The organism is Sporosarcina sp. SAFN-015 (assembly GCF_059415085.1).
In genome coordinates this window covers 20,613-47,299 of sequence record NZ_JBPFDR010000011.1, presented here as the reverse complement: position 1 = coordinate 47,299, position 26,687 = coordinate 20,613, and the positions used below count along the sequence as shown (strand labels likewise).

The window sequence follows — 26,687 nt, the reverse complement described above, 5'->3', positions numbered from 1 at the left end:
CTTAATTTTAAAACAATTGAATCTTCTCGGTACACCGCCACGTAATAGTGGTAGAGGTGAGTGTATGAGAAGGAGATTTGGAATTGTACTAATCATCTTCAGTCTGTTCATTGCCTTAGGTGGTATCGTCACATTAGAAGAGGACTTTGCAGCATCGGTATTTGGCATTTTTGTCATTAGCTTACCGATTTATGCGGTTGGACAGATTGTAAGGACTAATGTAAGGAAGGCGAAGGAAAACGGTTTCCGATGGTTATGGGCGTATATCTATGTTGTCGTCCTCGTTCCAGCCCTCCTACTTTCCTTTGAAGGTTACGAGGACTTGAAAGAGCAGACGTTTTCCAACAGTCATTTTGTGTTATTCGAAACGATTGCGTCTGATAATATAGGCGGCCTTTCTATCGGCTTCATCCTCGTTTTATTATTATTGTTTGCCTTCCCTTTTTATGAAACAACGCGAAGGATTAAAAGTGTAATTGCGATTGCTGCAGTTGTTGTTACGGGTATATATGCGGGTTATCAATATATGATGTGGGCTGACTATCGTGGTGTGCATGAAGTTGACGGACTTGTAACCCATCACTGGAACGGCAAGGAACAAATCGTGCCGTTCGATGATATCATCGAGATTGTCGTCCAGCCATACGTGAAACATGCCGCGATTAGCGACCCGACGGATGAAACGTACTTTGCATGGAGATTGATCTTTATTACCGAATACGATGAGCAAATTACGTATCGTCTCTGGCTCGATGACGGCAGTCTCGCGAAAGGAAACAGAATGGAAGAGCTTGCGCATACTAAAAACATCCCGTTCTACGTCTTGCCAATGAACGAAAAACAGCGAGATGAATTCGATTTCCAATTGCAATTGAAAGAGCTCGATAAACAACCGTATTATTTATTCTTCGAGGTTGAGGAAAAAAATGATAGATAAAGGAGTGGCACGTTACGTAACGGTAACAAGAGCCCACTCTTTTTATTGATTATGTAATAACTAAAACGCTCTAATAATTTTTGGAAGGTGGATTGCTGTGTATATTCCTAAGTATTTTAAAGTCTCTTCTGTCGATGAAGTTTGGGACTTTATTCAAGAAAACTCGTTTGGCATCATTGTCACGACGGAAAAAGGACAACCTACTGCCACTCATTTGCCTATGCAGTTACTGAAAGACGGTGAAGTTTTTTATATAACGGGGCATATGGCTTATGCGAACCCGCAATGGAAGACGTTTGAAGGTGAGAATGTCCTTATCATATTTCAAGGGCAACACGCTTATATTTCGTCCTCTTGGTATAACCATGAAAATGTACCAACTTGGAATTACCAAGCAGTGCATGTATATGGAACAGCTTCTTTGATGAGTGAGGAGGAGTTGGAAAAAGATCTTACACTGTTATTACAAAAATACGAGCATCATCGCGAGAATGCAGTTTTGTGGGAAACTCTTTCTTCCGAAACGAAAAAACAAATAAAAGGTGTTGTTGGATTTAAAATTCACATACAAGAAATTCAAGCTGCCTATAAATTAAGCCAAAATCGAAATGAGGAAGACTACAACAACATTATCAATAAGTTGAATGAGGAAGATGACCTTAATTCTCGTCAAATGGCAGATGTGATGAAGAACAGGAAGCCAAAATAACTCATAGGAAAAGGAGTGTTGCTTTAAGATTTAATAAGCTCACTCCTTTTTGAATTAAATCTTTAAAGTAACTCGCTTAAAGATCGGATATGCCAGTATCAAGTTTCAGTCGGTTAAACAAGTGCTTTTGTAGAAATGATTTACTGCAAGAGCAACCTCATGCTTGTCCCAACATAAATCTCGCCGATACTCGTTACTAATACTCAGATAACATCTTTATTGACATCAATCAAAAACCGTATTATATTTACTAAAGCAGTAATTTAGTAAATAAGTAAAGGAGAAATGAAAATGAAAATACCAACTCATTTGAAGCATAAACCTGTTATTGTCACTGAGAACTACGCAAGTATTGATGGGCGGACAGCTTACAAAACGGATGCTCAAGGACTTTCGCTTGGGCTAGCACAATGGAACGACCGTGGGAAAGTGGATATTTCAGCTAAAGTGTGGCGGCATACGGGGGGGAAATGGTCTCGCCAGTCTGAAGAACTTCCGATTCATCGGGTTCTAGATCTCGCCATTTTAGTATGTGAGGCACAGCTTCACTTCAAAGAAGCATATCGCTATGAAGATTTATATGATCCCGAAAACCCGGTCATTAAACGCGTAGGGTTGCAAGGGGATGCGATGACTGTTGAAGTATGCACGGACAATGATCAAATCAAAGAAGACATCCAATTGTTCAATCAAGCGTTAAGTAATGACGGTGAACTGATTGGCGAGCGTTTGCGTACATTGTCACGCGTGTTGAAGGAAATGGGTTATTAATCTGGAGGAATGAGGATTTTTTATGAAAGAAACGTTAGTACGCGATGAAAAGGCATTAAAGAAAGCATTCATTAGTTTTCTATTGCCTATTATGTTCGCGAATATTTTACAATCCCTCGGGCAGATCTTTGGGATGTTTTTAGTGGGGAGACATTTAGGCGTGGATGCTCTAGCAGCAATATCTGCGTTCTTCCCCTTCTTCTTTTTCCTGATGGCCTTTGCGATCGGCATCGGTTCTGGAAGTTCGATATTGGTCGGACAAACTTTTGGCGCGGGCAATATTGATAAAATGAAGCAAGTCGTCGGAGTGACATTAGCTGCGACGACTTTGTTATCAATCGTAGTGGCCATTTTCGGGGGCGTCTTCATCGAGACGATTTTGCGCATTATGCAAACTCCGGAAAACATATTTGCACAAAGTGTTTCGTATGCACGTATTTTATTTTTCACACTGCCAATCATGTTCATCTATATGGTGTACACAACGTTCTTGCGAGGTGTTGGCGATTCAAAGACGCCTTTCATTTTCCTCGTCATTAGCGTTGTAGCAAATATTACATTCCTCCCTATCCTCATGTTCGGATGGTTCGGTTTGCCTGAATTAGGTTTGAATGGAGCTGCGTATGCATCAGTTCTGTCGAATCTAATAACGCTTCTATTGCTTCTCGTATATTTACACAAGACACAACATAGTTTGCGGTTGGATAAAACCGTGTTGCAATACTTTAGATTAAAGAAGGATATTTTATCATCATTATTGAAGCTGGCAATACCGTCCAGCATTAGTATGGTCGCGATTTCAGTTGCGGAAATTGCAATAATCGGATTCGTGAACGTTTATGGTTCCAGTGCAACTGCTGCCTACGGCGTCGTCAATCAGGTCGGTGGGTACGCCCAAATGCCGGCGATGAGCATCGCCATCGCCACATCCGTATTCGTTGCGCAGGCCCTTGGTGCAAGCTCCACAGAGATGATTCAAAAAATACGCCAGATTAGTGTGCGTCTGAACTATATACTAGGTGGCATAATCATCGGCATCATGTATCTGTTTGCACAACCGATTTTAGGACTATTCATCGATCATGCCGAAACCCTTTCCATCGCGAAAAATTATTTATTCATTACGTTTTGGAGTTATATTATCTTTGGGCATATGCAAACAGTAACTGCCACGATGCGTGCAACTGGCGTTGTCCTTTGGCCGACGATCTTTTTGGTCCTTGCGATATGGGCATGCGAAGTACCTGTCGCGTATTTCCTATCCCACCATACGTCCCTCGAATTGAATGGGGTTTGGGCAGCATACGCAATCACGTTTTGCGTCAACTTCATTGCCCAATATACGTATTTCCAAATGAAATGGAAAAAGAAAACGTTGCAAGTTATGCTGCGTGATTAATTTAAGCATGGCTACTGAAGAAGGAGTTCGATAATCGCTTGACGATTAAGTAAGGTGCTTACAAAAAAGGAGAGATTCTTTTGACAACTACCACAAATGATAAAGCAATTAGCAAAGAATTAACGATTAATGCACTATAACATTTAGTTTGGTAGGCCTGGACTATCTCTGACAGAGTTTCTGAATGGTTCGCACCTTAAAACAGTTGTAGAGCCTAAATCAGACGGCGCATTCGAACTTTATTCTATTCCTGAAAATCGTGAAGGTATGAATACTAGAGGGTGTAATATCACAAAACTTATTCACGAAAAAGAGCTGCAACTTACGAGGAAAGGTCCGGACCAATTCGCGACATTGATGAACAATGAAAATGAATTAACAATTGTTAATGTAAGTTTCGAATCAATCCATGATTCGTCTGCAAAGGTAATTGTTGACATATTGGATTTAAAGACACTGAGGATTGGAATGAAGCAATTATCTGGTATCAAATGGCCTGGTTAGGAGTGCTTGATAGTCTAACATCTGCGCTTGAAAAAGGCGAAGGTAAATTATGTTGCCAGCCATAAAAAATAAACCATCTATATTTCTGGTAGGATTCTTTCTTTACTTTTTCACATGTAGCTCTCCCTGGATTAGCTTCCTCTTTGTCCAAACTAACGATGTCAACAAAATCAATTCAAACAAGTTCGTAACGGCATTACTGCCAACATTAAACGGGATCGCACTGCCGATTGTCATAATGAACACACCAATGAAAAACACGGCCCATCCCGTCTTCTTCCACAACACCACACTGGCAAGGAGCATAGCAAAGGTAATGAGGAGAATCATCATTGGCGGTCCACTAGGTGATTCGGCAGATGAATAACTGACAACCCCATATTCTTTTTCAACTTGTAATTGAAGGTTTGCAGTGACAAGCACGATTTCAATTATGATGGCTGCAATGGTGTAGAGGATGGAAAGAATGGTAACCCACGTTTTCCTCGCCCAAGAAACGTCGATTTCCCGTAACGTTCCAATAGAGAAGATCGCTAATAATGGTGTAACAACGGCATGCGTCCAAAACCTAACTGCATTTAAGCTTTCTAATAATGCCCCTTCTCCGACCCAATGACCGATGGCTAAAATACCATTGTCATAGATGAGGGCAATAATGACAAGATAGACTACACTCGTCCATTTGCTAAACTCTTGTGCATCGACACCTTTTAATCCCCAAATTAGTAACGCAATATATGCGAAGGTAAATAGCATGTAAAGTATCTGATCCATATGCGACTCCTTTCTATATATAGTTTGTTGTTCCCTTAAGCTGCTCTTGTCAACCTCCGTCCATTTGGGAATTCAGTGTCGATAATTTGGTACCTGTGCACCACACATTTATGACAATTCAACAAAAGTAATAGTAATGCACAAAGAAACCAACCGAATGTTAAAACGGTTGGTTTCCTCATTTATTTTATGCAATTGTAGTGCATAAAGAATTGATTGCTGCACAGGCACCCTAACAATTTAGTTTCTGAATGCAAACCTATTTATTTCATCTTCCAATTGGAGATCTTCCAAAATCTCGCACACCAACTTCATAATTTGAACGTCATAATCCGATGAGAGAATATACCAGTAAGAGGCATCGCGGATGAACCCCAGTTTCTCTACCGTATTCGCGTCGCTCAAAAAGCTTCGAATATTCGTAAGTTCCTCTTCATCCTGACTCCGTTCCGGATTAAAATCGTAGCGTCTAGTAGTGCGGACATCACCGGTCGGTACAACGCCAAGTCCATCATACGTGGGAAGGATAATCTTGCTGTTCCGTTCCTGGAGAGTTCGGTGAACACATTCCGCAACATCTACTTCATCGCTAGGAAACGTTTCTCGTAAGCGAATCAATAGCTTATCCCTCTTCTTCTGGTATTCATCCGAACGATATTCTTCCAGTATGCCTTCGGCCATCTCCATGTCGTTCCACGGCCAGCATGTTTCAATCAGTTCGACATGGGGCACCGAAGAAGCCATATTTAAAAACTCCCGTATCGTTGGTGCCACTAGTCGAATAGGCGGGTCGTTCGTAGGTGAGACACATGCAATCGGGGCTTCACTTAAATCTGTAATCCGCCCAAAATCAGTGAGAAAACAAAAGTGAATTCCATTCCCTCCTGTACTGGCAAACGGAATGAGGTCAATCGGTGTGATCGGATATGCAAATTCTTGAACGATCGGTATGAAGCCGATTGTATCGAGCGTCTCGCCCTCCCTTGCCAACTCTTCCTCCAGTTGAATCAACTTGAATACTTCCTTAGGAATCGTAAGAGAGCCATATTCGTTCTTCATCATCTTCTCCATCAAAATCCCCCATAACATTCAAAATGCTATCCCTGAATAGGCAATTACGTAAACTCCCGTAAAAACTGCCCAAACAATTCATTAAAAGCAACTGGGTTGTCTTGGTTGGAACAGTGCCCTGCATCTTTAATCCAATGAAACTCACAATATGGCTCTTGCTTCGCCCATTGTGGAGCCGTCTTTTTGATATTTCCCGTGTCATCGTGTTCTCCGCACACAAGAAGCATCGGCTTATTAATTCGATAGTCTTTCTCAAAGTGTAAACAAGCTGCTGTTTCGAGAAAAAATTTCGAAAAATCTTTTTTTCCAACCTTTGAAAAAGCATCTTTCAGATACTCCTGCACTTCCAATTTCACCGCGCTTGCACGAGCACTTTGTGCAATCATGGCGTTCCACGGATAAAGTTTAACGATAAAAGGCGCCATCTGGATCGACAATTTCTCTACAACGGAAAGCTTCCACGTATTACATGCACAGTCAATCAAAACAAGATTCTCTACTTTGTCAGGATAATAAAAGACCATCTCTTGCGCCGTATTCCCTCCCATAGATTGCCCGATAAAAGTCGCTTTTTCAATCCCCTCATTCTTCATAATGGCCAGTAAATCTTCAACGAGCAGTTTTATGCTGAATTCATCGCCCATCGGCCTAGATCGACCATGTCCTCTCGCATCCCACATCATTATTCCGTACCTAGGATCGAGTTCATTGATTTGCTCACTAAACATTCTATGATCAGCACCGGCCCCGTGTAGAAAAATAAGCCATGGTCCTTTATGTTCGGGTGTAATCCAATAATGGATAGGGCATTGATTCTTTTCTAGAATTTTTTCCACTACAGCCATTACAGTTCACCTACTTCCACCTTGTTTATTCAACCGAAGGACAGTACAGATTCACAATATCCAATAAACGTTCGGCACTTTCGTCTGATACATTTTCAGCTAACCTAGCTCCCGCAAGGATCGGTAACCATTGCAAAATTTCATCTTTAGACAATCCGCTTTTTTCACAATACAACCGTAAATAAAGTTCGGCGACTTCCCCCGACAGTTCTGAATACAAAAGATACGTCCGGCACACGTCAGCACGGATATCTCCCACGCTCGCATCCACCCAATCGATAATCGTCACTTTATCATTCGACATTATCAAATTGTATAAATGAAAATCCCCATGGCAAAGCCTGTTTTCATAAGACATTGAATCCAATTTTTGTATGAGCTCCGCTTTCTGCTTTGGATGCAAAGAAGGGGCAGACTCAAGTTGCCGACGTAATTTTTGTGACATCGGTTCGAGGGAATCGGCATGGATCTGATGGATTTCTCGCTGTATATCAATGGAAAGGTCTATGTAATACTCCGCCTGATTCCTGTTTGCAAAAAACAGCTCCCCAATAGTTTTCCCTTCGATATATTCCATGACAATCGCTTGCTTTCCATCTATTATCGTGACGTCTAAAACGTTCGGAACGGAAAGTCCACATGAATGAGCAAATCGTTGTTTATTCGCCTCATAAGCCGATTCAGTATCAGGTAAATACTCATTAAACACTTTCACTATCTTGTTTTTGTGAAGATAAATCTTCGCGGTGTTTCCAATAGCAATTGGATTCCCTAAAATCATTTATTATCCCCCAAGCAACTTAATTATCAATCCTATGCGGAATAAGCCCTCGACCGATCACGTTGGCAGAAACCGGTTTCTTCCCAATTTCTCTCGACCATACCGACAACTGCCCGATATGATGGATTTCATGTGCAACAATATGTCGCATGACCTCTCCCCACGCATCTGTTACAATCCGTCCATCGGGCATCGTATCCTCCAGGACGTTATGCTCCATGCTTTCCTCCCAATTCCGGACAAACTCCTCAACTTCCGGCTTAAACCGGGCATCCAGCTCTCGGACTTTTTGCAGACTTTTAAAGTCTTCAAAGCTTTCTTGAAAATCCGGCTTTCCTTGCAATAATCGGATCCAGCTCCACTCTACATCGATAATGTGGAACAACGTCTCTAAAATACTGCCTACCCCGCCAGTACGGGTGCGTAGAAGCTCCGCCTCCTCCACTTCTTCACACCAACGATACCAATCCTCTCTGACTTGCCAATTGTACGCAAAAAGGATCTTCAAAAAAGGCCCCCTCCTTCATTGATTTTTCAAAACCGAGAATACCCTCGCGTCATGCGATTGTCCGTTTTGGAAAAGATAGCCGCGCAGGATTCCCTCTTGTTCGAACCCATGTTTTTCTAAAAGTTTAATGGAAGCCACATTATCCAAAAACGTGACAGCCCCCATTCGGTGCAAACCCATCTCTTCGAATGAATATTGCAATACTGCCTTCACTGCCTCTGATGTGATGCCAGTTCGCCAAAAATCCGGATGCATCTCAAATCCGATTTCCGCCCGTTTCATTCCTTTCGAAAGATTATTCAAGCCGATTGTCCCTACGAAACGACCATCTTCCTTCCGGATCATGGCCCACCGTATGCTGCGACTTGCTAAAAAAGAATTCCTGAAATGATCTACCAGTTTTTCCGCCTGCGCCAATTCAGTCATCGGATCCATCCCATAATACTGAACGACCGCCGGATTTGAAAAATTATCGAATATCCCTTGGGCATGCTCCTTATTGACTTCGATAAGACGAAGTCGCTCTGTTTCTAATTCGGGAAATAGCATTATGACAGCTCCTTTATTGAACACTTGTAAAAATTTACTAGACTCTTTTTTATAGAATAACATAGTTTTGCTCATCATCACTCAAAATACGGTGCCTGTGCAGCACACATTTATGTCAATTCAACTACCTCTATAAGAATACAGAAAGAAGCCAACCAAAGATTGATTTGGCCGACTTCTTCATTTATGTTATGCAATCGTAGTGCATAGTCAGAATTGTTTCCTGCACAGGCACCTAAACAATTCACTTCATTCGACGTCGATTTTCCATATGACACCCGTACCGGGAATGGCGTTTTCATCGGAAAATTGGCCGAAGTCTAGGATATAGAGGGAACCACTTGCAGAGAACACCGCATCGATAGGCCGTTCGAGGCCGCCGCCATTTGTTTTAGAGGCGGGCAATCCCGTACGGTTAATTGCAAATGGATACACTTGCCCTGTTATCATGTCAATTCTGGAAATACGATGCCCGACAAGAGGCGACGGTTTCCCTCCTGTCGTTTCAGGTGCTTCGGATCCGAACTCTGCAATGAATGCATCACCGATCGGAGCGAATGAAGGATTTTCATTAAAACTGAAGCCCATCGTCGCAGAATGTGGCGGAAAGTTTGCTACTGGACGTGGCGGTTGCATTGGATGGGCCGCCAACAGAAATTCCGGCTGCGGCTTCCCTTCAGGCCGAAATTGCGGCATCGTTACCGGCATTCCTCCTGTGTAATCCGGAAATCCATACCACAATCCCGGCCGGATCCATTGAAATTCATCCGGAGAGTTGGCAACCGGACGGCTTCCTCGCTCATCCATTCCATGATTCGACGCAAACAGTCGATTATTCCGATCGAACCGTAGTCTGAACGGATTCCGAAGTCCCCAAGCGACCAACTCAAGATCCGATCCATCCGGGTTTGCCCGCAATATGCTTCCACTTGCACGTGTGACCCCATCGACTAATTTCCCCGGATATGTTTCTACACCAAAAGGGACATAGGCACCGGTCTGTATCACTCTGTCTTGGAAATCATTTAAAAAACTAGATGTTTGAAAGTTTTCGCCCCTCAACGTAATCCGGCTGCCTGGGTAATCATGAAAGAATGGATGTTTTTTCACCCAATCATTGTCCTTCCCTACAACGCCGCTATTTGTTGCAGTTCCTTGGCCAAAATACATTTTTCGATCCGGGCCAAAAACGACCCGGTTATTATGATGGTCGCCGTTGCTTGGCAACCCTTCGATAATGTCCTTTTTGGTCCCGTCAGGCTGGACAATTGTGACATACCCTCGGTGAGCCACGTATATATTCCCTTCATATTCCGTAATCCCCGTCAGTGGAGGATGAAATCCATCTGCTATAACGGTAAATCCTTGTTCCGTCAGTTTTAATACTTTTCCATTCCCATCCGTTATTCCCGAATCAGCGACAAGCATCTCACCTTCTTCTGTAAAAGTTAAATTGATCGGTGTAGTTAAACCGGTCGCAAACACTTCGATTTTGTAGCCTGGCGGTAACATAATATCATCAGGTACCAGTCTACGTTGTGGAAATTGCTCCCCATTCGTCCAAGCTTGCTCTTGTACATATTGGTCGGCCATCTACGCCTATCCCCTCTCTCCATTTTCCTTATTACTCTATTCAAACGTCCAACTTTCCGGCACCCCGAACCCGCACAGAATACAGCTTTTCCAAATAAAATAAAGAAAAGCTTGTTTACTAAAGGAGAGAGACTATGCATTTCACTACATCACTTCCAACCCATCCAAAGTACATTCACCGTATTCTCAATCGATGGCCACCGACCAAAAAAATGTTATTCATGGCATTCATGGCTGCGCTGGCGACCATCTTACAATCTGCAGGAGGATTGCTGCCCGCGGTCGGCTTTTTCATCAGCCCATTTGCCACTGCTCCTATCATCATAGTCACCTTAATATCCTTGCGATCCGGCATTTTCACTTATATCGTAACAATCCTATTATTGTTCCTTATCGAGCCGAGCGAATTATTCATCTTTCCTTTTACGACCGGATTGCTCGGTTTAGGTCTAGGATGGGCGTTATATAAACTCAATAAGCGCACAGATGTCGTCCTAACGAACGGGGTCCTATTATGTATCGGCATTTGCCTTCCCTTATTCGTACTCAGCTTTCCCGTTTTCGGTCCAATCGCCTCTTCATTCAACCTGATTTTCTTGCTCCTCATTCTTTTCTTCTCACTTTTCTATAGCTGGATTTGGACGGAACTCAGCCTATTCATCCTCCGCAAGATCAAAGCCTTTCTTTAAGAGCCTCCAGGTGCCTGTGCAAGACACATTTATGACAATTCAACAAGATCTATATAAATATAGAAAGAAGCCAACCGATGATTGATTCGGTTGACTTCCTTCTGTATTTTATACAATTGTAGTGCATAATCTGAATTGTTTGTTGCACAGACACTGGAAAAATTCTGAAAATATCATTCCACTACGCCACATGCGATACGGTCGCCGGAGTTGCCGGATGATTGGGTTTTGCCGTCGTCTGCTTCCGCATGGATGACGAGGGATGTGCCACCTTCATGGTATAGAGAATTCTCCTCTCCTGCTAACAATGTAAGATTTTCAACAAAGAATTCCTCTTTCACTGTTCCATCAGGGCCAACTTCGAGGTTCGGCAAATCGCCGGCATGCGGGCCTTCTTCATGGTCAAGTCCATGACTCGCTCCTGTCGGATTGAAATGCCCTCCTGCCGATTCAAAATCTGGTGCTTCACAAACCCCTTTTTCATGGAAATGAAAACCGTGGGTGCCTTCAGGTAAATTCTTCGCATCCACCATGACCCGTAACGCGTCCTCTTCCTCGGTCAATTCTGCCGTTCCAACCGATTTCCCATCTCTATCTGTTAGATTGACAGTAAGGAAAGGCAATTTATCATCTTCGACCAAATCCACGTCTGCCGGATCTGTATTCGTCCCCTCATTGACCTCACCATCTGTCGCTCCTTCTGTATCATTGGCCGGAGCCGCGTCGTCCTTCCCATCGGTACATGCTGCAAAAACAAAAGCGCAAGTGAGAATCATCGTTAGCCATATCCACTTTTTCATTTTGACACGCTCCCTCTAGCAAAGTATTAATACCTATACAATTCACTATTTGGCGTGTGATAAACGGAATTCATGTAAAAGGGCACTTACCGACCATCCAAAATGGAACGTATTGACAACATTACGAGAAAGAATCCCTACGAAACGAACAATAACAAAAAAGGAACAGGTCCACTTGCTTGACCTGTTCCTCTTCCAATCTATTGATGTTCCAATTAATTCCTAACGAGATAATCAACCGCAGCTAATGAAGCAGTTGCGCCGGATCCCATGGAAATGATAATTTGCTTGAACGGGCTGTCCGAGCAGTCTCCTGCAGCAAATACGCCAGGGACGTTCGTTGCACCACGCTTATCAGTAAGGATTTCACCGAATTTGTTGCGCTCAACAGTGTCGCCGAGCCAAGCCGTATTCGGTACAAGACCGATTTGGATAAAGATTCCCGCTATCTCAATATGCTTTTCTTCGCCAGTTTCACGTTCAACATACGAAACACCGTTAACTTTATCTGTTCCCGTAATCTCTGTCGTTTGAGCATTCGTTACGACCGTGACATTCGGCAAGCTGCGTAGACGCTCTTGTAAGACAGCGTCAGCTTTTAATTCGGAGTTGAATTCTAGCACTGTTACATGAGTCGTATAACCTGCAAGGTCGATGGCCGCTTCGATACCAGAGTTTCCGCCACCAACAACCGCAACGTTTTTACCTTCAAATAATGGGCCGTCACAGTGCACACAGTAAGCGACACCTTTATTTCTGAATTCCTTTTCTCCAGGAACTCCGATATTTCTCCAGCTCGCTCCTGTTGAAAGAATTACGGATTTACTCTTTAGAACAGCTCCGTTTTCCAATTCAATCTCAATGAGATCTTTCTTCTCTAAACGCTTCGCACGCTGCAAGTTCATCACGTCAACGTTGTACTCTTTCACATGCTCCTCAAGGTTCGCTGCAAGTTTAGGGCCTTCCGTGTGATTCACACTAATGAAGTTCTCAATTGCAGCTGTATCCAAGACTTGACCGCCAAAACGATCAGCGACAATACCTGTGCGAATTCCTTTACGAGCCGCATAGATTGCCGCACTTGCTCCAGCAGGACCACCGCCTACAACAAGTACATCAAACGGTTCTTTATCCGCAAATTCAGATGCATCCGGGCCGCTTCCAAGTTCAGCAAGGATTTCTTCGATTGTCTTACGGCCGTTCGTAAATGGCTCGCCATTCAAGTAAACTGTCGGGACAGCAAGGATATTTTTGCTTTCCACTTCTTCTTTGAACGCAGCACCGTCAATCATCGTATGCGTAACGTTCGGGTTTAGCACGCTCATCAGGTTAAGTGCTTGTACAACTTCCGGACAGTTTTGGCAGCTCAAGCTAATATAGGATTCAAAGTGAAGTTTGTCCTCAATTTTTTTTACTTGTTCAATCACTTTCTCATCCACTTTTGGAGCTCTGCCACTCACTTGCAATAAAGCGAGCACCAATGAAGTGAATTCGTGTCCGAGCGGGATGCCGGCAAACGTAATGCCAGTATCTTCTCCGATACGGTTAACGCTGAAGCTTGGCGTTCTTTCCAATTCCGCATGCTCCACTTTAATGTGAGATGACATTGTAGCCAATTCATCCACTAGTGACGCCATTTCACGGGACACCTTGTCTTCTCCAGCACTAACTTTTAGGAGCACATCGCCTTCCATCAATTCGAGGTATTGGGCTAATTGCGCTCTAATATCTGCATCTAACATCATGTATCGACTCCTTAACTTGTACTTGAACTAAACAACATTCGGCATGATTGCCTTAGATTTTGAATCAAAAAAACCGGAAGAGTCGATTCAAAATCTAAGACATCTGCCGAAAAAGATTCAAAAATAAAGGGGGCCCCTCTCCTTTATAAGGAAGGGGGCCTCCCCCATCACATAGTGAAATAAATTAGATTTTACCTACAAGGTCAAGGCTAGGCTTAAGTGTTTCTTCGCCCTCTTTCCATTTTGCAGGACAAACTTCGCCTGGGTTGTTGCGTACGTATTGTGCAGCTTTGATTTTATCAACAAGAACGCTTGCGTCGCGACCGATGCCATCAGCATTGATTTCAACTGTTTGAACGATGCCGTCTGGATCGATAAGGAACGTACCGCGTTGTGCAAGTCCTGCTTCTTCGTCAAGAACGTCGAAGTTACGTGAAATTGTTTGTGAAGGGTCACCGATCATGATGTATTCAAGCTTGCTGATTGCATCTGAATGATCGTGCCAAGCTTTATGAGTGAAGTGCGTATCAGTTGAAACAGAATAAACTTCAGCGCCTAGCTCTTTAAGAGTTGCATATTGATCTTGAAGATCGCCAAGTTCAGTCGGGCAAACAAATGTGAAGTCTGCTGGGTAGAAGCAAACGATGCTCCATTTACCTTTTAGGCTTTCATCAGTAACTTCGATGAACTCACCAGTACCGCTATTGTAAGCTTGCGCTTTGAATGGTAGTATTTCTTTTCCGATTAGAGACATAAGACAAATTCCTCCTAGTATGTTTTTTCATAGTTAGTCTAGGTCATTTCATCAAAACCTAAACCACAGTGATGATTTTGTTAAATCCTCTACTGCTTAACTATAATAATTCTAATTACATATTCATTATCATATAGAGCATGTTTTTTGTCAAACGATACACCATTGTTCTTCCTAAACCATAATTTCATATATGTACAACACGTGAAATCCCGCTTCCACACCAACGGTTCTCAATTACTCAATCTCTTTATCAATTATTTAATATTTAAAATAAACGCAATATAAGTAATATAATAAAATTTTTGCGAATGTATATTTTCGGTACCTGTGCACCACACATTTATGACAATTCAATAGAAGGAATATAAATGCAAGTAGAAGCTAACCCAAGATTGATTCGGCCGCTTCTACTTTTTATTTTATTCAATTGTAGTGCATTGTCTGAATTGCTTGCTGCACAGGCACCAAAACAATTTTCACAACTTATATTTATAATCCTCTATTGTTATGTGAATCATAATACTGTACGATACATAGTATAAGAAGACGAGGTGACATCTATGGGGCCATTATTGGAATCATTTACGACGGAATTAAGGAGAGGGACGTTAACTCTTGCTGTATTGAGTCAATTGCGGACGCCTCAATATGGATATTCATTAGTCCAGCGTCTTGAGAAAGCAGGCGTTGCCATTGAGCAAAGTACGTTATATCCGTTGCTTCGCCGATTGGAGAAACAGGAACTGTTGACGAGCAGTTGGGATACGACGGAAAGCAGACCCCGAAAATATTATGTAATTAGTGAGTATGGTAGTGAAATTTATGAGCAGTTGAAAAAGGAATGGGAAACGATGACATCTGAACTGAAGACATTATTGGAAGGAGAAGAGAATGATGAAACTGATTGAAGCCTATATTTATGAGGTGACGAGAAGACTGCCTGAAAAATTACGGAATGACATCGCCCTTGAACTTAGATCCACTATCGAGGATATGTTGCCCGATCACTATTCCGAGGAAGAAGAAATGGAAGTCCTTTCGAAACTTGGGGATCCAGCACGTCTTGCTGCAAGCTATCGTGATACACCGATGCATTTGATTGGCCCGAAAGTATACGATGCTTATTTTTGGACGTTGAAAATGATCATTCCGTGGGCGATTTTAATTACCGTCTTAGTTCATGTCGTTGAAACGATTGTCCTTTTTTCAGGAGAAGAAAGCGTACTCTCTGTCGTGATAAAGAGTTTTGGCATTATCATCGCCAATATTATACATGTGCTTATTCAAACGTTCTTTTGGGTCACGATCGTTTTTGTTTTCATTGAAAGAATCGGCATGGCGAAAAGCGATGGCTCCCTTACAAAATACGGTACTGAATGGACTCCCGAACAATTGAAAACTGTCCTTGTCATTTCGAAGAAAAAGGTGATTCCACGGGGTGAAGTGATTTTTAGTTTAGTATGGACAGCGATTTGGGTCGTTCTTTATTTCAATGCGGACCATCTTGCCGGCGTCTATCGATCAATGGATGGCGAAGGACTTCAAATGGTGATGCGAGCTCTTAATCAAGATGTATTGATGTCATACTTGCCTATCGTTTTACCATTTGCATTACTCGAAATTGGATTGGCGCTCTTTAAATGGAAAGAACGGCAATGGACTATGAGGCTTGTAACTGTGAATGCTGTCCTTAAAGTATTCAGCGTAGTCGTCTTGACGATTATCGCTACCAATCCCACTCTCCTTAACGAAGCGATGATCCCTTACTTAGCAACTGAACTAAACATCAATATGTCATCGGTCAATAATTTCATCGATTGGGCGGTATGGACTGTCATCACAGTCATTATCGTGACTGCTGTAATTGAAATCTATGACAGTTATCGGAAGGCGAAAGCTTAAAACTGGGGCTGCAAGAGTTAATAGTTTATGTGAAATTGAGTTTTCAGAAGGCTATATATATAATAGACTGTAAAAAGATACTGAGGTAATTACATGAATAATTATTTATCGCTAAAGGACCATGTATATAACTATATCGTCGATCAAATTAACAATGGGACATTACTCTCTAATCGCAAAGTGAATGAAAATGCAATCAGCGAGGCTTTAAAGGTAAGCAGAACACCAGTTAGAGAGGCGCTTATCCAACTTTCCTCCGAAGGTTTGTTGGAAAATATCCCGCGCAAAGGTTTTGTCATAAAAGAGCTTACAAAGGAAGAAGCAAAAGAAACCTTTTTTATTATCGGCGCATTGGATGGTCTAGCCGCTTCACTCTCTACCCCTTTATTGACTGAAAAGCATTTGCGTGAAATGGAATTCTATATTGAAAGTATAGATTTGGCCATTCAAACGGGAAATTTTTCGATGTATCATAAAATGCAAGAATCCTTTCATAATGTCTACCTATCAGTTTGTCCCAATAAAAGCCTCGTAACCCTATTACTTCAATTGGAAAAGAAATTTTTAAAAACTTTCGATGGAACGGATAATCCCGAGTTAACTGCAAAACGATTGACACAAACAAATAACGAACATAGAAAAATGATGGAACTGTTTCGAAATGGCAAAACAGCTGAATTAGAGCGTTTCATGAAAGAAGTCCATTGGAATGTAGATAAAGCAGAGCTCATCCCTCTATAATTTTCAATACCTAAAAAAATTCTGTCGCTGACAGAATTTTTTTATTGAATCCACATAAATATAATGTACAATATATAATATACAAAATTATTCAAAACAGATAGATGGGAGAATTCACAAATTGAAGAGTCGAAATTTTGAATTAGCAAAGAACCTTCGTCATGAACTTCATCGGCATCCTGAACTTTCCAACGAGGAAGTATGGACAAAACAATATTTACTAGACTTTTTGAAAACGCATACATCCAATTTTGAAATTGTCGATAAAGGGAATTGGTTTTATGCCGTTTATCGAGCAGGAAAAAATAAGCCTAATATTGCTTTCCGGGCAGATTTTGACGCTCTTCCGATGGATGAAGTCATCGACCTCCCGTGGGCCTCAGAATTCGAAGGAAAAGCACATAAATGCGGGCATGATGGACATTCCGCAACTCTCGCAGCATTTGCGCTTGAAATTGATCAAAACGGAGCTGATAAAAATATTTTTTGCCTCTTCCAACCTGCTGAAGAAACAGGAGATGGCGCAATCCAATGTGTTGACTTCATTACCGACAACAAAATAGATGAAATATTTGCCTACCACAATATGAGTGGTTTGCCATACAAAGCTGTGGGGATTATGGATGGCACAATGCTATGCGCATCAAAAGGCATGACCATACGTATGGAGGGGACTCCTGCCCATGCAAGTCAACCCGAAGACGGCATTAACCCTTCACTAGCAATTGCTAATATCGTCAAAAAAATTCCTGAGTTCATCGTACCGGAAAAACATAAGGGCCTTGTCCTTTGTACGGTTGTACAAATCGATGTAGGGGAAAAAGCTTTTGGCCTTGCCGCTTCTAAAGGCGTTATTCGTATGACGCTTCGTGCATTATACGAAGAAGAGCTGGATCGACTCCAAGAAGCTCTTGAAAACTTTGCAATATCTCAATCAGAAGAACATGGCTTAAAAGTGAGTTTCGAATATAATGATGAATTTCCAGAAACGATAAACCATAAAGAAAGCGCTGATAAAATCCGCTTCCTTGCAAAAGAAAAAGGAATTGATGTAGTTGAATTGGAAGAGGCATTTCGCGGATCCGAAGACTTCGGACATTTCACAAAGCTCACAAAGGGTGCTTATTGCTTTATTGGCAACGGAGAAGATTACCCGAATGTTCATACCCATGAATATGACTTCCGTGATGAACTGATTGAATCGGGCGTCGAGCTATTTAAGGGGCTAGCTGAATTGTAAGACTTTGATAGACAGAGAGATTGGGAGGAATTGAGATGGCAAAGGGTGAAAAAAGAAAAGGGATCAACTTCCCTCACGTTTATATTATGTTCTTACTAGTGATGCTGCTAGTGGTCGCCTTATCTTGGATCGTACCAAGTGGACAATATGAACGAACAGTGAATCCGGAAACAGGTATTACCGAACTGAACACAGAAGTATTCAAGTATGTTGATCAATCCAAGTCAATTGGATTTATGGACTTTTTCTCGGCTTTACATAACGGGGTTGTACAATCTGCTGATATCATTGTGATGCTTTTATTTGCAAGTGGTGCGCTTTATATTCTTGAAAAGTCCGGAGCCATTGCTGCAGGTATTCACAAATTATTGCGGGTTGCCGGTGGAAAAGAAAAACTAATCATCCTCGCATTGCTCACGTTGTTTGCCATTATGGGAACAATCGGTTTCGGAGAAGGAGGAATCCCATTCATTCCGCTGGCAATGGCTGTAGTGATGGGGATGGGATATGACCGAATTACGGCCTTCGCTACGTCAACAGTTGGTTTGGCGATTGGCTTTACAGCAGGTGTCGTGAACTTCTATACGACAGGTGTCAGTCAATCGATTGTAGGATTGCCGATCTATTCCGGGCTCGGATTCCGGATCATATCTTTACTCATCTTTGTCGTCATCTCTGCTGTTTATATTCTTCGATATGCGAATAAAACAAAAGCGGATCCTACGAAGAGTATTGTAATGGAAGAGTATGCAGAACAACTGCAAAACACCCAATCTGCGGAATATGAAGAAGAGGAATTTACATTACCTAAAAAGATTGCATTATTAGGGTTGGTTGGTGTTTTAGTAGGAAGTGCCTTTGGTGCCATCCAACTCGGTTGGGGTATGCCACAGTTGTCAGCAGTCTACGCGATTTATGCTGTATTCTTAGTCATCATTTTAAGACTTAGCCCAAGTGAAGCAGCAGTCACATTCGGTGAGGGGGCAGCAAGACTTCTCCCAACAGGATTAGCGATTGGTTTTGCTCGATCTGTCATGATTTTGATGGACCAAGCCCAAATCATTGATACAGCTGTCCATTCGTTATCAGGCTTATTAAGCCACACTGGATCCATAATTACGTTATTGATTCTTTTCTTAGTGGTCATTTTCTTCAATTTCTTTGTCGTTTCCGGAAGTGGAAAAGCAATGATTTTAATGCCGATCATGGGGCCGCTCGGAAAAATATTAGGGATCAATCAACAAGTCATGGTTGTCGTATATCAATTCGGGGATGGCTTTACGAACTATTTATGGCCAACTTCCGGAGGGTTAATGGCTGCGCTTGGAATGTCCAATGTGAATTATGCCGATTGGGTGAAATTCTCATTTAAATTATTTATGTTGCTACATTTTGCTGCCTTTATTTTAATCGTCATTGCTCATTATATGGGGTTAGGGCCAGCTTGAAATCTCGTAATAAGAAGGAGATGTTTGAATGATGAACATTGTGGAAGAAGCAAAAAAATACGAAGAACAGATTGTTAAAGATCGCCGATATTTGCATCAACATCCGGAAATCGGGTTTGATTTGCCAAATACACAAAAATATATTCAGCAACGCCTTGATGAGATGGGAATTACCCACAAGCAATGTGGTGTCGTGCCGCCCGAGATTAGGGAAAAGTATGTAAGGGCTGGATTTGGCGATCAGGCAAATTGCACAGGTATTGTAGCAACAATCGGTGAAGGTTCCCCTTGTATCCTTCTTCGTGCCGATATGGATGCCCTGCCTATTCAAGAAGAAGTGGAGTCGGAATTCAAATCTGAAAAGCCCGGCCTCATGCATGCCTGCGGCCATGATTCACATGTTGCTATGCTTTTAGGAGCTGCCCAAATTTTAAAGAATCATGAAGCCGACTTAAAAGGGACGGTTAAGTTGTTTTTCCAACCAGGAGAAGAATGGGGATACGGTTCGAAGCTAATGATCGATGACGGCGCATTGGAAAACCCGAAAGTGGATGCCGCGTTCGGCATTCATATTATGCCGGACCAGGAAGCTGGCACGCTTTCAGTTAGCAAAGGAACACTATCACAGGCAATGGATACGTATATTGTGGATATTAAAGGATATGGCGGTCATAGCTCGCAGCCCCATAAAACGATTGATGCCAATATGATTATGAATCAGTTATATACAAGTTTAAATCTATTATTCACACGTGAAGCGGATCCTAGTCAAAGTGTTACATTTTCAATCGGTGCCATGAATGGCGGCACTGTGACGAATGTCATCCCAGAAAAAGCGGTATTAAGCGGAAATATGCGCAGTTATGATCAAAAAACCCGGGATCATTTATGTGAAAGGATTCCTGAAATGATCGACCATGTCGTAAAAGCATGGCGCGGTGAATACAGCATAACAGAATTCCATACACCAACGACGTACAACAATCCTGATTTCATCGACGCAATCGCCCCTTTCCTTAAAGATGTGGTCGGGGCAGATAACATTCTCGATAACGGGGTATTAAGCGGTTCAGAAGATTTCTCCTATATCTCCCAACAAGTACCGTCTGCCTTTGTTGTGTTAGGTACAGGGAAAGAAGGCGAAGCTCCTGTTCACAACCCTCGCATGAAACAAAATGAGGACATCTTTAAATACGGTGCTGCATTACACGCAAACGTAGCAATGCAATGGTTGAAAAGCCAGCATTAATACAAAATACTAATAAAGCGTCAACCCAATTGATTGGGGTTGACGCTTTTTGTTTTGATATCATTTTGATGAACGCGACGAGAATGATAATGGAAAACGTATAACCTTAGAAACTCTGCAACCTCTTGCCCACAGGCATGCTTTGCAGCCGAACCGCAACAACGACGCCGATTACTGCCCCGCTTACGCTTGAAACGAGAAAAGGGGGCATGAAGAAGAATGCGGTGACGGTCGTGCCCATAAGGACAGCCGCATATGGAACCGCAAACAACGACGCGATAATACCGGTCCCGATGATTTCTCCAATTGCTGCCAACCATGCTCGCCCCGACTGCTTATACAGCAGCCCGGCAAGTGCCGCGCCGATCATCCCTCCCGGAAAAGCGAGCAATGACCCAGTGCCTGTCAATATGCGAACCAATCCGGTCATGAAAGCAATGATGACGGCGGGAATCGGTCCTAGCAGGATTGCGGCGATGACATTGACTGCATGTTGGATCGGATAGGCGCGTGCAATCCCTGCAGGAAAAGAGACGAATGCGGATCCCGCCACCGCAATCGCCGTGAATACAGTCATCAAGACAAGCTTTCGCGTACTCATCACAACACGCTCCTTTCACGACTCCAATTTAATGAAGCTTCCTTTAGAAGGCGCACCGCCTTTTCAGGATTAGTAGATGAAGCAATCGCTGAAATGACAGATATGCCATTTGCGCCTGCCTTGAAGACCGGCTCGGCATTGAATGACGTAATGCCACCAATTCCGACAATCGGCAAATCAGGATGTAACTTTGCGACTTCTTCGATCATCGCTGTGCCAGCAACCGGTTTCGCATCGTCTTTCGATTTCGTCGGATATACAGGCCCCATGCCGACATAATCCGCTCCCGCTGACATAGCCGCTTCTGTTTCTTCTATTGTATGGACGGAAACCCCCAATATCTTTCCGGGCCCAATCCTTTTTCGGACAAATCGCGCCTCAGCATCGTCCTGCCCGACATGGACGCCATCCGCGTCAATTTCTAGGGCAAGATCGACATCATCATTCACGATGAACGGCACGCCATATTGTGCACATAACTGCTGGCAACTTTGCGCGAATGCTTTCTTCTCCTTCCCGACAAGTGCGTGTGCCCCCTTTTCACGGAGCTGAAAACAAGTGATTCCGCCTTTTAAAGCGTCTTCCAATACGGAGAGCGGATTCTCAGCATTCGTCGAACCCATTATGAAGTAAAGCGTAACGTCAACGTTTCTCAATCAATTCGACTTCCTTCCGTTCAGCATTGCCCCGATTCCGAAACGCCGTATGGTTTGTCGGCCCGTGTCCATTGCCAATGGATAGCCCCTCTTCAATTGCTGCATGGATAAAGTATTTTGCGGTAACAACTGCTTCATTCATTGGCATCCCTTTCGCAAGCTCTGCCGTAATGGCTGCAGCGAAAGTACATCCCGTGCCATGCGTGTCTTTCGTATCGATCCGCTTGCTTCTCATAAGAAAGCTTTCGCCGTTCGCTGACATGAATAAATCCTCTGCATAAGGAGTATCTACCCGGTGCCCCCCTTTCAGCAGTACGGCTCCAGCTCCCATCTGGAGCAGTTGATTTGCGGCATTCTCCATGTCTTTCATTGAAACGATCGTCATTCCCGTCAACACTTCCGCTTCAGGAATATTGGGCGTCAAGAGTGTCGCTGTTGGAATGAGGTGCTCTTTCAATGCTGCAATCGCTGAATGCTGAAGAAGCGAAGCACCGCCTTTCGCTATCATCACGGGATCAATGACTAAAGGGATTCGCTCGTGACGATTCAATGTATCGGCAACCGCTTCAATAATTTCTGCAGAGAACAGCATCCCGGTTTTGGCAGCTCCGACTGTGAAATCAGTTAGCACCGCTTCAATTTGGGCAATGACAATTTCCGTCTCTATCGGCTGGACCGCATGGACACCTAACGTATTTTGAGCGGTTACGGCCGTCAATGCGGACGTTCCGAACGCCCCAAGTTCCTGGAATGTTTTCAAATCCGCCTGGATGCCTGCCCCGCCTCCACTGTCCGAGCCTGCAATTGTGAGTGCAACCGAAGTCATTTGACAACCTCCTCTATAAAACAATGGTGATCGAAGTTGATTGCTTCACCGTCCAATTGGTGTAAAGCATTTAGGAAATGAACAGCAAAATCTCCTGGGCCAGAAGCTTGCTTTGCCGCCAATTCACCCGCTTTTTTGTAAAACGCAAGACTATATGCAACTATATCAATCGGCGCATCCTTACCGACCGAAAGAAAAGCGGCGGACACAGCACTTAACAGACAACCCATGCCCGTAATTCGCGTCATGAGCAAATGCCCTCCTGTTATACGGATTATTTTTTCACCATCCGTCACGATGTCAGTCTCACCGCTTACCGCAACGAGACAACGATGGCGGCTGGCCACCTCTTTAGCAGCCTCGGCAATATTTGCCGAACCGACACCCGCATCGACGCCTCTCGCTTTCCATTCAACACCCGCGATGGATGCAATTTCACCTGCATTTCCGCGGATGAGTGTAATATCCAATTCCTTTAGAAGTTTAGCGACCGTCCGTTTTCGGAAAGCAGTCGCTCCTGCTCCGACAGGATCCAGTACGAGGGGCTTACCTTTAAAGGAAGCGCTTTTTCCGGCAGCGATCATTGATTCAACAGCCGAACTGTCCAACGTTCCAATATTAAGCAATGTACACGAGGAAATGGCAGATACTTCCGCCGCCTCCTCGATTGCATCCGCCATGATGGGAGAAGCCCCCAATGCCAACAGGCCGTTCGCTTGAAAGTTTGAAACGACATGATTCGTAATGCAATGCACTAACGGGTTTTGCTGACGCAGTTCATCCAACAATGGTAATTGGTCTGTCATACATGTACCTCGTTTGTTTCAAGTGACCATTTTTGCTTCGTCCATGCCATTTCCCAAAACTGCAATTCATAGTGGGTACTCTTAATGAAATGAGCTTTCAATTGTTCACGTCTTTGCTTTGGAAGTTGTTCGGTCAGTTTATTCAAACGGTCGATCTGTTCACGGGTTGCCTGTTCGAACCATTCAGAGCTGTACGTAGCAATCCATTTGTCATAAATCGGATGATTCGGTTTCGCGTCCTTCAACCGCTCGCCTATTTCGTAATACAGCCAATAACATGGCAATAATGCGGATAATGTAGCGGCCAAGTCACCTTCCAACGCCGCCCGGTATAAATGCGACGTGTACGCATATGCCGTCGGCGCCGGCTCGAATTTTTCAATATCCTCATCTGTAACGCCCAACATTCCAAAGAAGCCTTCATGCAATGAAATTTCCGCCCCGCAAGTTCCATCCGCATGTTGCGCAAACCGTTGCACCGTCAATAAATCCGTTGCCTGTACAGCTGCCATCGCATGCACTTTCGCAAAATGCTTCAAATAATAGGAGTCTTGCAGAACATAATGTTTGAACACCTCTTCAGGCAATGTCCCTTCAGCAAGTGCTGCGATGAACGGGTGATGAAAGCTTGCCTCCCAAACATCGTTGCATTCCTTCCGTACCTCTTCACAAAACGTCATTCCAACCACTCCTCTTTTGTTTTGGAAAACCAAAAAAGCCGCTTCACTCAACACAATCGTTGAAGAAGCGGCTCGCAAATCGGCGTAAGATAACCTTTGGAAGATGTGCGATCCACTTCCCTACGCTGGTATGAGCAAGATCAGGTTCGAAGGGTCCGCGTATCGATACACGTCTCAGTCTTTCACAAAGACTCCCCCAGTGGTTAACTCTTTTCAGTTTTCATCTCCACTATAACATAGTTTAGTAGTTTCGCAAGGTTGTGACATCATTGATTAACCCGGCTGTAATATTTGGAAATAAACAACGCTAGACCATTTAGTCCATTCGAAAATGTATTTACAAAGTAATATATCGCAGACGCATAGCATGTTGTTAACGTTTTTCAGATAGGAATAATTTGGATAATGAGGGTCGAATTAATTAGGTTTAACCCTCTTTTTAGTCTTTTCACACGTATTTATATTATTACAACGGTTAATATTTCCATGAATACTTGTTAATTGGTTGTCACACCACTGTTATTTTCTTTTGTTATTGTTAGTCATGTGCAGAAGGGACACTGCTACACTATTCGGTTGGAAGTTTTGAGAGAATAGTAAAAAACGATCCCTATACTTTTTACTTGAGAAGGAGGCGGATGTACATAACGACTTGAAAGAATGAGTGTTATTTCGCTTCATTATCTAGTAAGCAAGTCAAAAAAAATTTATGAAAAGGGAGTTTGATCATTCTTGGTTAACGAAACGAATCGTAATGAGAAGAACACGAAAAAGAAGATTTTACCGTTTGTCATGTCGACATCAATGCTAACTGCTGCTATTTTTGGAGCAGGCGGTTCAGCTTTTGCAGCTGAAAATGGCGAAAAAGAGTTTAATAACCACGGTGAAAAGGTTTCCCATTACGCAACAACTATTCCGGGCTCACCTGAAAAAGGACAATTCATGCGTACAATTGCCAATAAAAACTTTGTAGCCGCTGAACCAGGTGATGATGATTCTACAGATGACGATGATACAACAGATATACCTAATAACGATGAAGAAGCTGTTGACACTCCAGCTGACGATGAAGAAGCTACTGATACTCCAGTTGACGATGAAGAGGCTGTAGACGCTCCAGTTGATGAAGAAGAAGCTGTAGACGCTCCGGCTGATGAAGAAGAAGCTGTAGATGCTCCTGCTGATGAAGAAGAAGCTGTGGATACTCCAGCTGACGATGAAGAAGCTGTAGACGCTCCGGCGGATGAAGAAGAAGCTGTAGATACTCCAGCTGACGATGAAGAAGCTGTAGACGCTCCGGCGGATGAAGAAGAAACTGTTGATGCTCCGGCGGATGAAGAGGAAGCTACGGACGCTCCAGTTGAGGAAGACGAAACTGTTGAGCTACCAGCTGATGAAGAGGAAGCTGTAGAGACTCCTGCAGATGAAGAGGATGTTACGGACGCTCCTGCTGACGAAGAGGAAGCCGTAGATACTCCAACTGAAGATGAAGAAGCTACGGATGCACCTGTAGAAGAAGATGCCAAAGAAACAGAAAAGCCAGCTGACGAAAATATCAATGAAGATACTACGCCAACTGACCAATCAACCGATTCTATTATAACAGACGAGCAAGTAAATGAGTACAAATCCATCTTACAAAATTATGTAAGTTTGATTGACTACTACAATCTTGCTATCCAAAATCATCTTGGGATTGTCTTGCCAGGTGAAGAAGCAGAAGAAGTACCTGCTGACAAGGAAGAAACTACAGATACACCTGTAGATGAAGAGGAAGCTACGGATGCACCAGCTGATGAAGAAGAAGCTACTGATGCGCCAGCTGACGAAGAGGAAGCTACCGACGCTCCTGCTGACGAAGAGGAAGCTACCGACGCTCCTGCTGACGAAGAAGAAGCTACTGATGCTCCGGCTGATGAAGAAAATGCAACAGAAGTACCCGGTGACGGTGAAGATGTAGTGGAAGAACCTGCTACTGAAGAAGAAGCTCCTGAAGAAACAGTTACAGAAGATGTTCAAACAACAGTTTGGGACAAACTCGTTGGATACTACAACCAAGTTGTCACAGCATACAACTCATTTTTCGGATTGCTTAAAAAATAAGAT

At 43.1% G+C, this 26,687-nt stretch carries 27 protein-coding genes and 1 riboswitch; of the genes, 12 read left to right on the top strand and 15 right to left on the bottom strand.

Going from position 1 to position 26,687, the window contains the following annotated elements:
* Window positions 1-64: 64 nt before the first annotated feature.
* The 4 genes from ACR65H_RS16750 to ACR65H_RS16735 all read left to right on the top strand — a co-directional run bounded on the left by ACR65H_RS16750 (window position 65) and on the right by ACR65H_RS16735 (window position 3,816).
* Window positions 65-937: a hypothetical protein gene (locus ACR65H_RS16750; RefSeq protein WP_440501852.1), complete on the top strand. Its 873-nt coding sequence runs from the start codon at window positions 65-67 to the stop codon at window positions 935-937.
* A 97-nt stretch (window positions 938-1,034) separates the two neighbouring features.
* A complete protein-coding gene (locus ACR65H_RS16745; RefSeq protein WP_440501850.1) occupies window positions 1,035-1,646 on the top strand; it encodes an FMN-binding negative transcriptional regulator in 612 nt (203 codons plus the stop codon).
* A 291-nt stretch (window positions 1,647-1,937) separates the two neighbouring features.
* Window positions 1,938-2,417, top strand: a complete 480-nt coding sequence (locus tag ACR65H_RS16740; RefSeq protein WP_440501848.1) for a DUF6530 family protein — start codon at window positions 1,938-1,940, stop codon at window positions 2,415-2,417.
* Between the two features lie 22 nt (window positions 2,418-2,439).
* On the top strand, window positions 2,440-3,816 hold the full coding sequence (locus tag ACR65H_RS16735) for an MATE family efflux transporter (RefSeq protein ID WP_440501846.1): 1,377 nt from the start codon (window positions 2,440-2,442) through the stop codon (window positions 3,814-3,816).
* Between the two features lie 606 nt (window positions 3,817-4,422).
* On the opposite strand, the gene ACR65H_RS16730 is transcribed toward ACR65H_RS16735, so the two are convergent.
* From ACR65H_RS16730 to ACR65H_RS16700, 7 genes are all read right to left on the bottom strand, one after another.
* On the bottom strand, window positions 4,423-5,094 hold the full coding sequence (locus ACR65H_RS16730) for a phospholipid phosphatase (RefSeq protein WP_440501845.1): 672 nt from the start codon (window positions 5,092-5,094) through the stop codon (window positions 4,423-4,425).
* Window positions 5,095-5,334: 240 nt separating this feature from the next.
* Window positions 5,335-6,165: a hypothetical protein gene (locus ACR65H_RS16725; RefSeq protein WP_440501843.1), complete on the bottom strand. Its 831-nt coding sequence runs from the start codon at window positions 6,163-6,165 to the stop codon at window positions 5,335-5,337.
* Between the two features lie 44 nt (window positions 6,166-6,209).
* Window positions 6,210-7,010: an alpha/beta fold hydrolase gene (locus tag ACR65H_RS16720; protein WP_440501842.1), complete on the bottom strand. Its 801-nt coding sequence runs from the start codon at window positions 7,008-7,010 to the stop codon at window positions 6,210-6,212.
* A gap of 25 nt (window positions 7,011-7,035) precedes the next feature.
* Window positions 7,036-7,791, bottom strand: coding sequence for a phosphotransferase family protein (locus ACR65H_RS16715; RefSeq protein WP_440501840.1), 756 nt, complete (start codon window positions 7,789-7,791; stop codon window positions 7,036-7,038).
* Window positions 7,792-7,810: 19 nt separating this feature from the next.
* Entirely contained in the window at window positions 7,811-8,299 is a 489-nt protein-coding gene (locus ACR65H_RS16710; RefSeq protein WP_440501838.1) for a DinB family protein, read from the bottom strand.
* 15 nt (window positions 8,300-8,314) lie between these two features.
* Window positions 8,315-8,848 (bottom strand): GNAT family N-acetyltransferase, encoded by a 534-nt coding sequence (locus tag ACR65H_RS16705; RefSeq protein ID WP_440501836.1) that lies wholly within the window; start codon window positions 8,846-8,848, stop codon window positions 8,315-8,317.
* Between the two features lie 249 nt (window positions 8,849-9,097).
* Window positions 9,098-10,441: a PQQ-dependent sugar dehydrogenase gene (locus tag ACR65H_RS16700; RefSeq protein ID WP_440501834.1), complete on the bottom strand. Its 1,344-nt coding sequence runs from the start codon at window positions 10,439-10,441 to the stop codon at window positions 9,098-9,100.
* Between the two features lie 134 nt (window positions 10,442-10,575).
* Here ACR65H_RS16700 and ACR65H_RS16695 point away from each other — a divergent pair, with 134 nt between their 5' ends.
* Window positions 10,576-11,130 carry a hypothetical protein gene (locus ACR65H_RS16695; protein ID WP_440501832.1) on the top strand — a complete coding sequence of 185 codons (555 nt, stop codon included), beginning with the start codon at window positions 10,576-10,578 and terminating at the stop codon, window positions 11,128-11,130.
* 173 nt (window positions 11,131-11,303) lie between these two features.
* Here the strand turns inward: ACR65H_RS16695 and ACR65H_RS16690 are convergent, their stop codons facing one another.
* From ACR65H_RS16690 to ahpC, 3 genes are all read right to left on the bottom strand, one after another.
* Window positions 11,304-11,930, bottom strand: a complete 627-nt coding sequence (locus tag ACR65H_RS16690; protein WP_440501830.1) for a superoxide dismutase family protein — start codon at window positions 11,928-11,930, stop codon at window positions 11,304-11,306.
* A 215-nt stretch (window positions 11,931-12,145) separates the two neighbouring features.
* Window positions 12,146-13,675: an alkyl hydroperoxide reductase subunit F gene (ahpF, locus tag ACR65H_RS16685; RefSeq protein ID WP_440501828.1), complete on the bottom strand. Its 1,530-nt coding sequence runs from the start codon at window positions 13,673-13,675 to the stop codon at window positions 12,146-12,148.
* A gap of 184 nt (window positions 13,676-13,859) precedes the next feature.
* Window positions 13,860-14,429, bottom strand: coding sequence for an alkyl hydroperoxide reductase subunit C (ahpC, locus tag ACR65H_RS16680; protein WP_440501826.1), 570 nt, complete (start codon window positions 14,427-14,429; stop codon window positions 13,860-13,862).
* Window positions 14,430-14,992: 563 nt separating this feature from the next.
* On the opposite strand from ahpC, the gene ACR65H_RS16675 reads away from it, so the two are divergent.
* From ACR65H_RS16675 to ACR65H_RS16650, 6 genes are all read left to right on the top strand, one after another.
* A complete protein-coding gene (locus ACR65H_RS16675) occupies window positions 14,993-15,340 on the top strand; it encodes a PadR family transcriptional regulator (protein WP_440501824.1) in 348 nt (115 codons plus the stop codon).
* Window positions 15,327-16,334 (top strand): HAAS signaling domain-containing protein, encoded by a 1,008-nt coding sequence (locus ACR65H_RS16670; RefSeq protein WP_440501823.1) that lies wholly within the window; start codon window positions 15,327-15,329, stop codon window positions 16,332-16,334. The genes ACR65H_RS16675 and ACR65H_RS16670 overlap by 14 nt, the downstream gene beginning before the upstream one ends.
* A 93-nt stretch (window positions 16,335-16,427) precedes the next feature.
* Entirely contained in the window at window positions 16,428-17,075 is a 648-nt protein-coding gene (locus ACR65H_RS16665; protein WP_440501822.1) for a GntR family transcriptional regulator, read from the top strand.
* A 121-nt stretch (window positions 17,076-17,196) separates the two neighbouring features.
* Entirely contained in the window at window positions 17,197-18,315 is a 1,119-nt protein-coding gene (locus ACR65H_RS16660) for a M20 metallopeptidase family protein (RefSeq protein ID WP_440501820.1), read from the top strand.
* Window positions 18,316-18,350: 35 nt separating this feature from the next.
* Window positions 18,351-19,763, top strand: a complete 1,413-nt coding sequence (locus tag ACR65H_RS16655) for a YfcC family protein (RefSeq protein ID WP_440501818.1) — start codon at window positions 18,351-18,353, stop codon at window positions 19,761-19,763.
* Between the two features lie 28 nt (window positions 19,764-19,791).
* Window positions 19,792-21,012: a M20 metallopeptidase family protein gene (locus ACR65H_RS16650; RefSeq protein WP_440501817.1), complete on the top strand. Its 1,221-nt coding sequence runs from the start codon at window positions 19,792-19,794 to the stop codon at window positions 21,010-21,012.
* A 106-nt stretch (window positions 21,013-21,118) separates the two neighbouring features.
* Here the strand turns inward: ACR65H_RS16650 and thiW are convergent, their stop codons facing one another.
* Genes thiW through tenA form a run of 5 tightly spaced genes read right to left on the bottom strand, consistent with a single transcriptional unit; the run spans window position 21,119 to window position 24,581 of the window.
* The gene (thiW, locus tag ACR65H_RS16645) at window positions 21,119-21,613 is read right to left on the bottom strand and encodes an energy coupling factor transporter S component ThiW (protein ID WP_440501815.1); all 495 of its coding nucleotides are present in this window, start codon (window positions 21,611-21,613) and stop codon (window positions 21,119-21,121) included.
* Window positions 21,613-22,236, bottom strand: coding sequence for a thiamine phosphate synthase (thiE, locus tag ACR65H_RS16640; RefSeq protein WP_440501895.1), 624 nt, complete (start codon window positions 22,234-22,236; stop codon window positions 21,613-21,615). The genes thiW and thiE overlap by 1 nt, the downstream gene beginning before the upstream one ends.
* A gap of 19 nt (window positions 22,237-22,255) precedes the next feature.
* Window positions 22,256-23,095 (bottom strand): bifunctional hydroxymethylpyrimidine kinase/phosphomethylpyrimidine kinase, encoded by an 840-nt coding sequence (gene thiD / locus ACR65H_RS16635; protein WP_440501813.1) that lies wholly within the window; start codon window positions 23,093-23,095, stop codon window positions 22,256-22,258.
* The gene (gene thiM, locus ACR65H_RS16630; RefSeq protein WP_440501812.1) at window positions 23,092-23,901 is read right to left on the bottom strand and encodes a hydroxyethylthiazole kinase; all 810 of its coding nucleotides are present in this window, start codon (window positions 23,899-23,901) and stop codon (window positions 23,092-23,094) included. Before thiM ends, thiD begins: the two co-directional genes overlap by 4 nt.
* Window positions 23,898-24,581 (bottom strand): thiaminase II, encoded by a 684-nt coding sequence (gene tenA / locus ACR65H_RS16625; protein WP_440501810.1) that lies wholly within the window; start codon window positions 24,579-24,581, stop codon window positions 23,898-23,900. The genes thiM and tenA overlap by 4 nt, the downstream gene beginning before the upstream one ends.
* Before the next feature lie 100 nt (window positions 24,582-24,681).
* Window positions 24,682-24,789, bottom strand: a riboswitch (TPP riboswitch).
* Between the two features lie 524 nt (window positions 24,790-25,313).
* On the opposite strand from tenA, the gene ACR65H_RS16620 reads away from it, so the two are divergent.
* Window positions 25,314-26,684, top strand: a complete 1,371-nt coding sequence (locus ACR65H_RS16620) for a midas domain-containing protein (protein ID WP_440501809.1) — start codon at window positions 25,314-25,316, stop codon at window positions 26,682-26,684.
* The last annotated feature ends 3 nt before the right edge of the window (window positions 26,685-26,687 follow it).

Coding starts and splice junctions, on each gene's coding strand:
- thiW (WP_440501815.1), bottom strand. CDS start 21,613: ATGAGTACGCGAAAGCTTGTCTTGATGACTGTATTCACGGCGATTGCG.
- ACR65H_RS16665 (WP_440501822.1), top strand. CDS start 16,428: ATGAATAATTATTTATCGCTAAAGGACCATGTATATAACTATATCGTC.
- ACR65H_RS16650 (WP_440501817.1), top strand. CDS start 19,792: ATGATGAACATTGTGGAAGAAGCAAAAAAATACGAAGAACAGATTGTT.
- ACR65H_RS16670 (WP_440501823.1), top strand. CDS start 15,327: ATGAAACTGATTGAAGCCTATATTTATGAGGTGACGAGAAGACTGCCT.
- ACR65H_RS16725 (WP_440501843.1), bottom strand. CDS start 6,165: ATGGAGAAGATGATGAAGAACGAATATGGCTCTCTTACGATTCCTAAG.
- ahpC (WP_440501826.1), bottom strand. CDS start 14,429: ATGTCTCTAATCGGAAAAGAAATACTACCATTCAAAGCGCAAGCTTAC.
- ACR65H_RS16715 (WP_440501840.1), bottom strand. CDS start 7,791: ATGATTTTAGGGAATCCAATTGCTATTGGAAACACCGCGAAGATTTAT.
- ACR65H_RS16655 (WP_440501818.1), top strand. CDS start 18,351: ATGGCAAAGGGTGAAAAAAGAAAAGGGATCAACTTCCCTCACGTTTAT.
- ahpF (WP_440501828.1), bottom strand. CDS start 13,675: ATGATGTTAGATGCAGATATTAGAGCGCAATTAGCCCAATACCTCGAA.
- ACR65H_RS16750 (WP_440501852.1), top strand. CDS start 65: ATGAGAAGGAGATTTGGAATTGTACTAATCATCTTCAGTCTGTTCATT.
- ACR65H_RS16730 (WP_440501845.1), bottom strand. CDS start 5,094: ATGGATCAGATACTTTACATGCTATTTACCTTCGCATATATTGCGTTA.
- ACR65H_RS16690 (WP_440501830.1), bottom strand. CDS start 11,930: ATGAAAAAGTGGATATGGCTAACGATGATTCTCACTTGCGCTTTTGTT.
- thiE (WP_440501895.1), bottom strand. CDS start 22,236: ATGGGTTCGACGAATGCTGAGAATCCGCTCTCCGTATTGGAAGACGCT.
- ACR65H_RS16675 (WP_440501824.1), top strand. CDS start 14,993: ATGGGGCCATTATTGGAATCATTTACGACGGAATTAAGGAGAGGGACG.
- ACR65H_RS16700 (WP_440501834.1), bottom strand. CDS start 10,441: ATGGCCGACCAATATGTACAAGAGCAAGCTTGGACGAATGGGGAGCAA.
- thiM (WP_440501812.1), bottom strand. CDS start 23,901: ATGACAGACCAATTACCATTGTTGGATGAACTGCGTCAGCAAAACCCG.
- ACR65H_RS16735 (WP_440501846.1), top strand. CDS start 2,440: ATGAAAGAAACGTTAGTACGCGATGAAAAGGCATTAAAGAAAGCATTC.
- ACR65H_RS16720 (WP_440501842.1), bottom strand. CDS start 7,010: ATGGCTGTAGTGGAAAAAATTCTAGAAAAGAATCAATGCCCTATCCAT.
- tenA (WP_440501810.1), bottom strand. CDS start 24,581: ATGACGTTTTGTGAAGAGGTACGGAAGGAATGCAACGATGTTTGGGAG.
- ACR65H_RS16705 (WP_440501836.1), bottom strand. CDS start 8,848: ATGCTATTTCCCGAATTAGAAACAGAGCGACTTCGTCTTATCGAAGTC.
- thiD (WP_440501813.1), bottom strand. CDS start 23,095: ATGACTTCGGTTGCACTCACAATTGCAGGCTCGGACAGTGGAGGCGGG.
- ACR65H_RS16695 (WP_440501832.1), top strand. CDS start 10,576: ATGCATTTCACTACATCACTTCCAACCCATCCAAAGTACATTCACCGT.
- ACR65H_RS16740 (WP_440501848.1), top strand. CDS start 1,938: ATGAAAATACCAACTCATTTGAAGCATAAACCTGTTATTGTCACTGAG.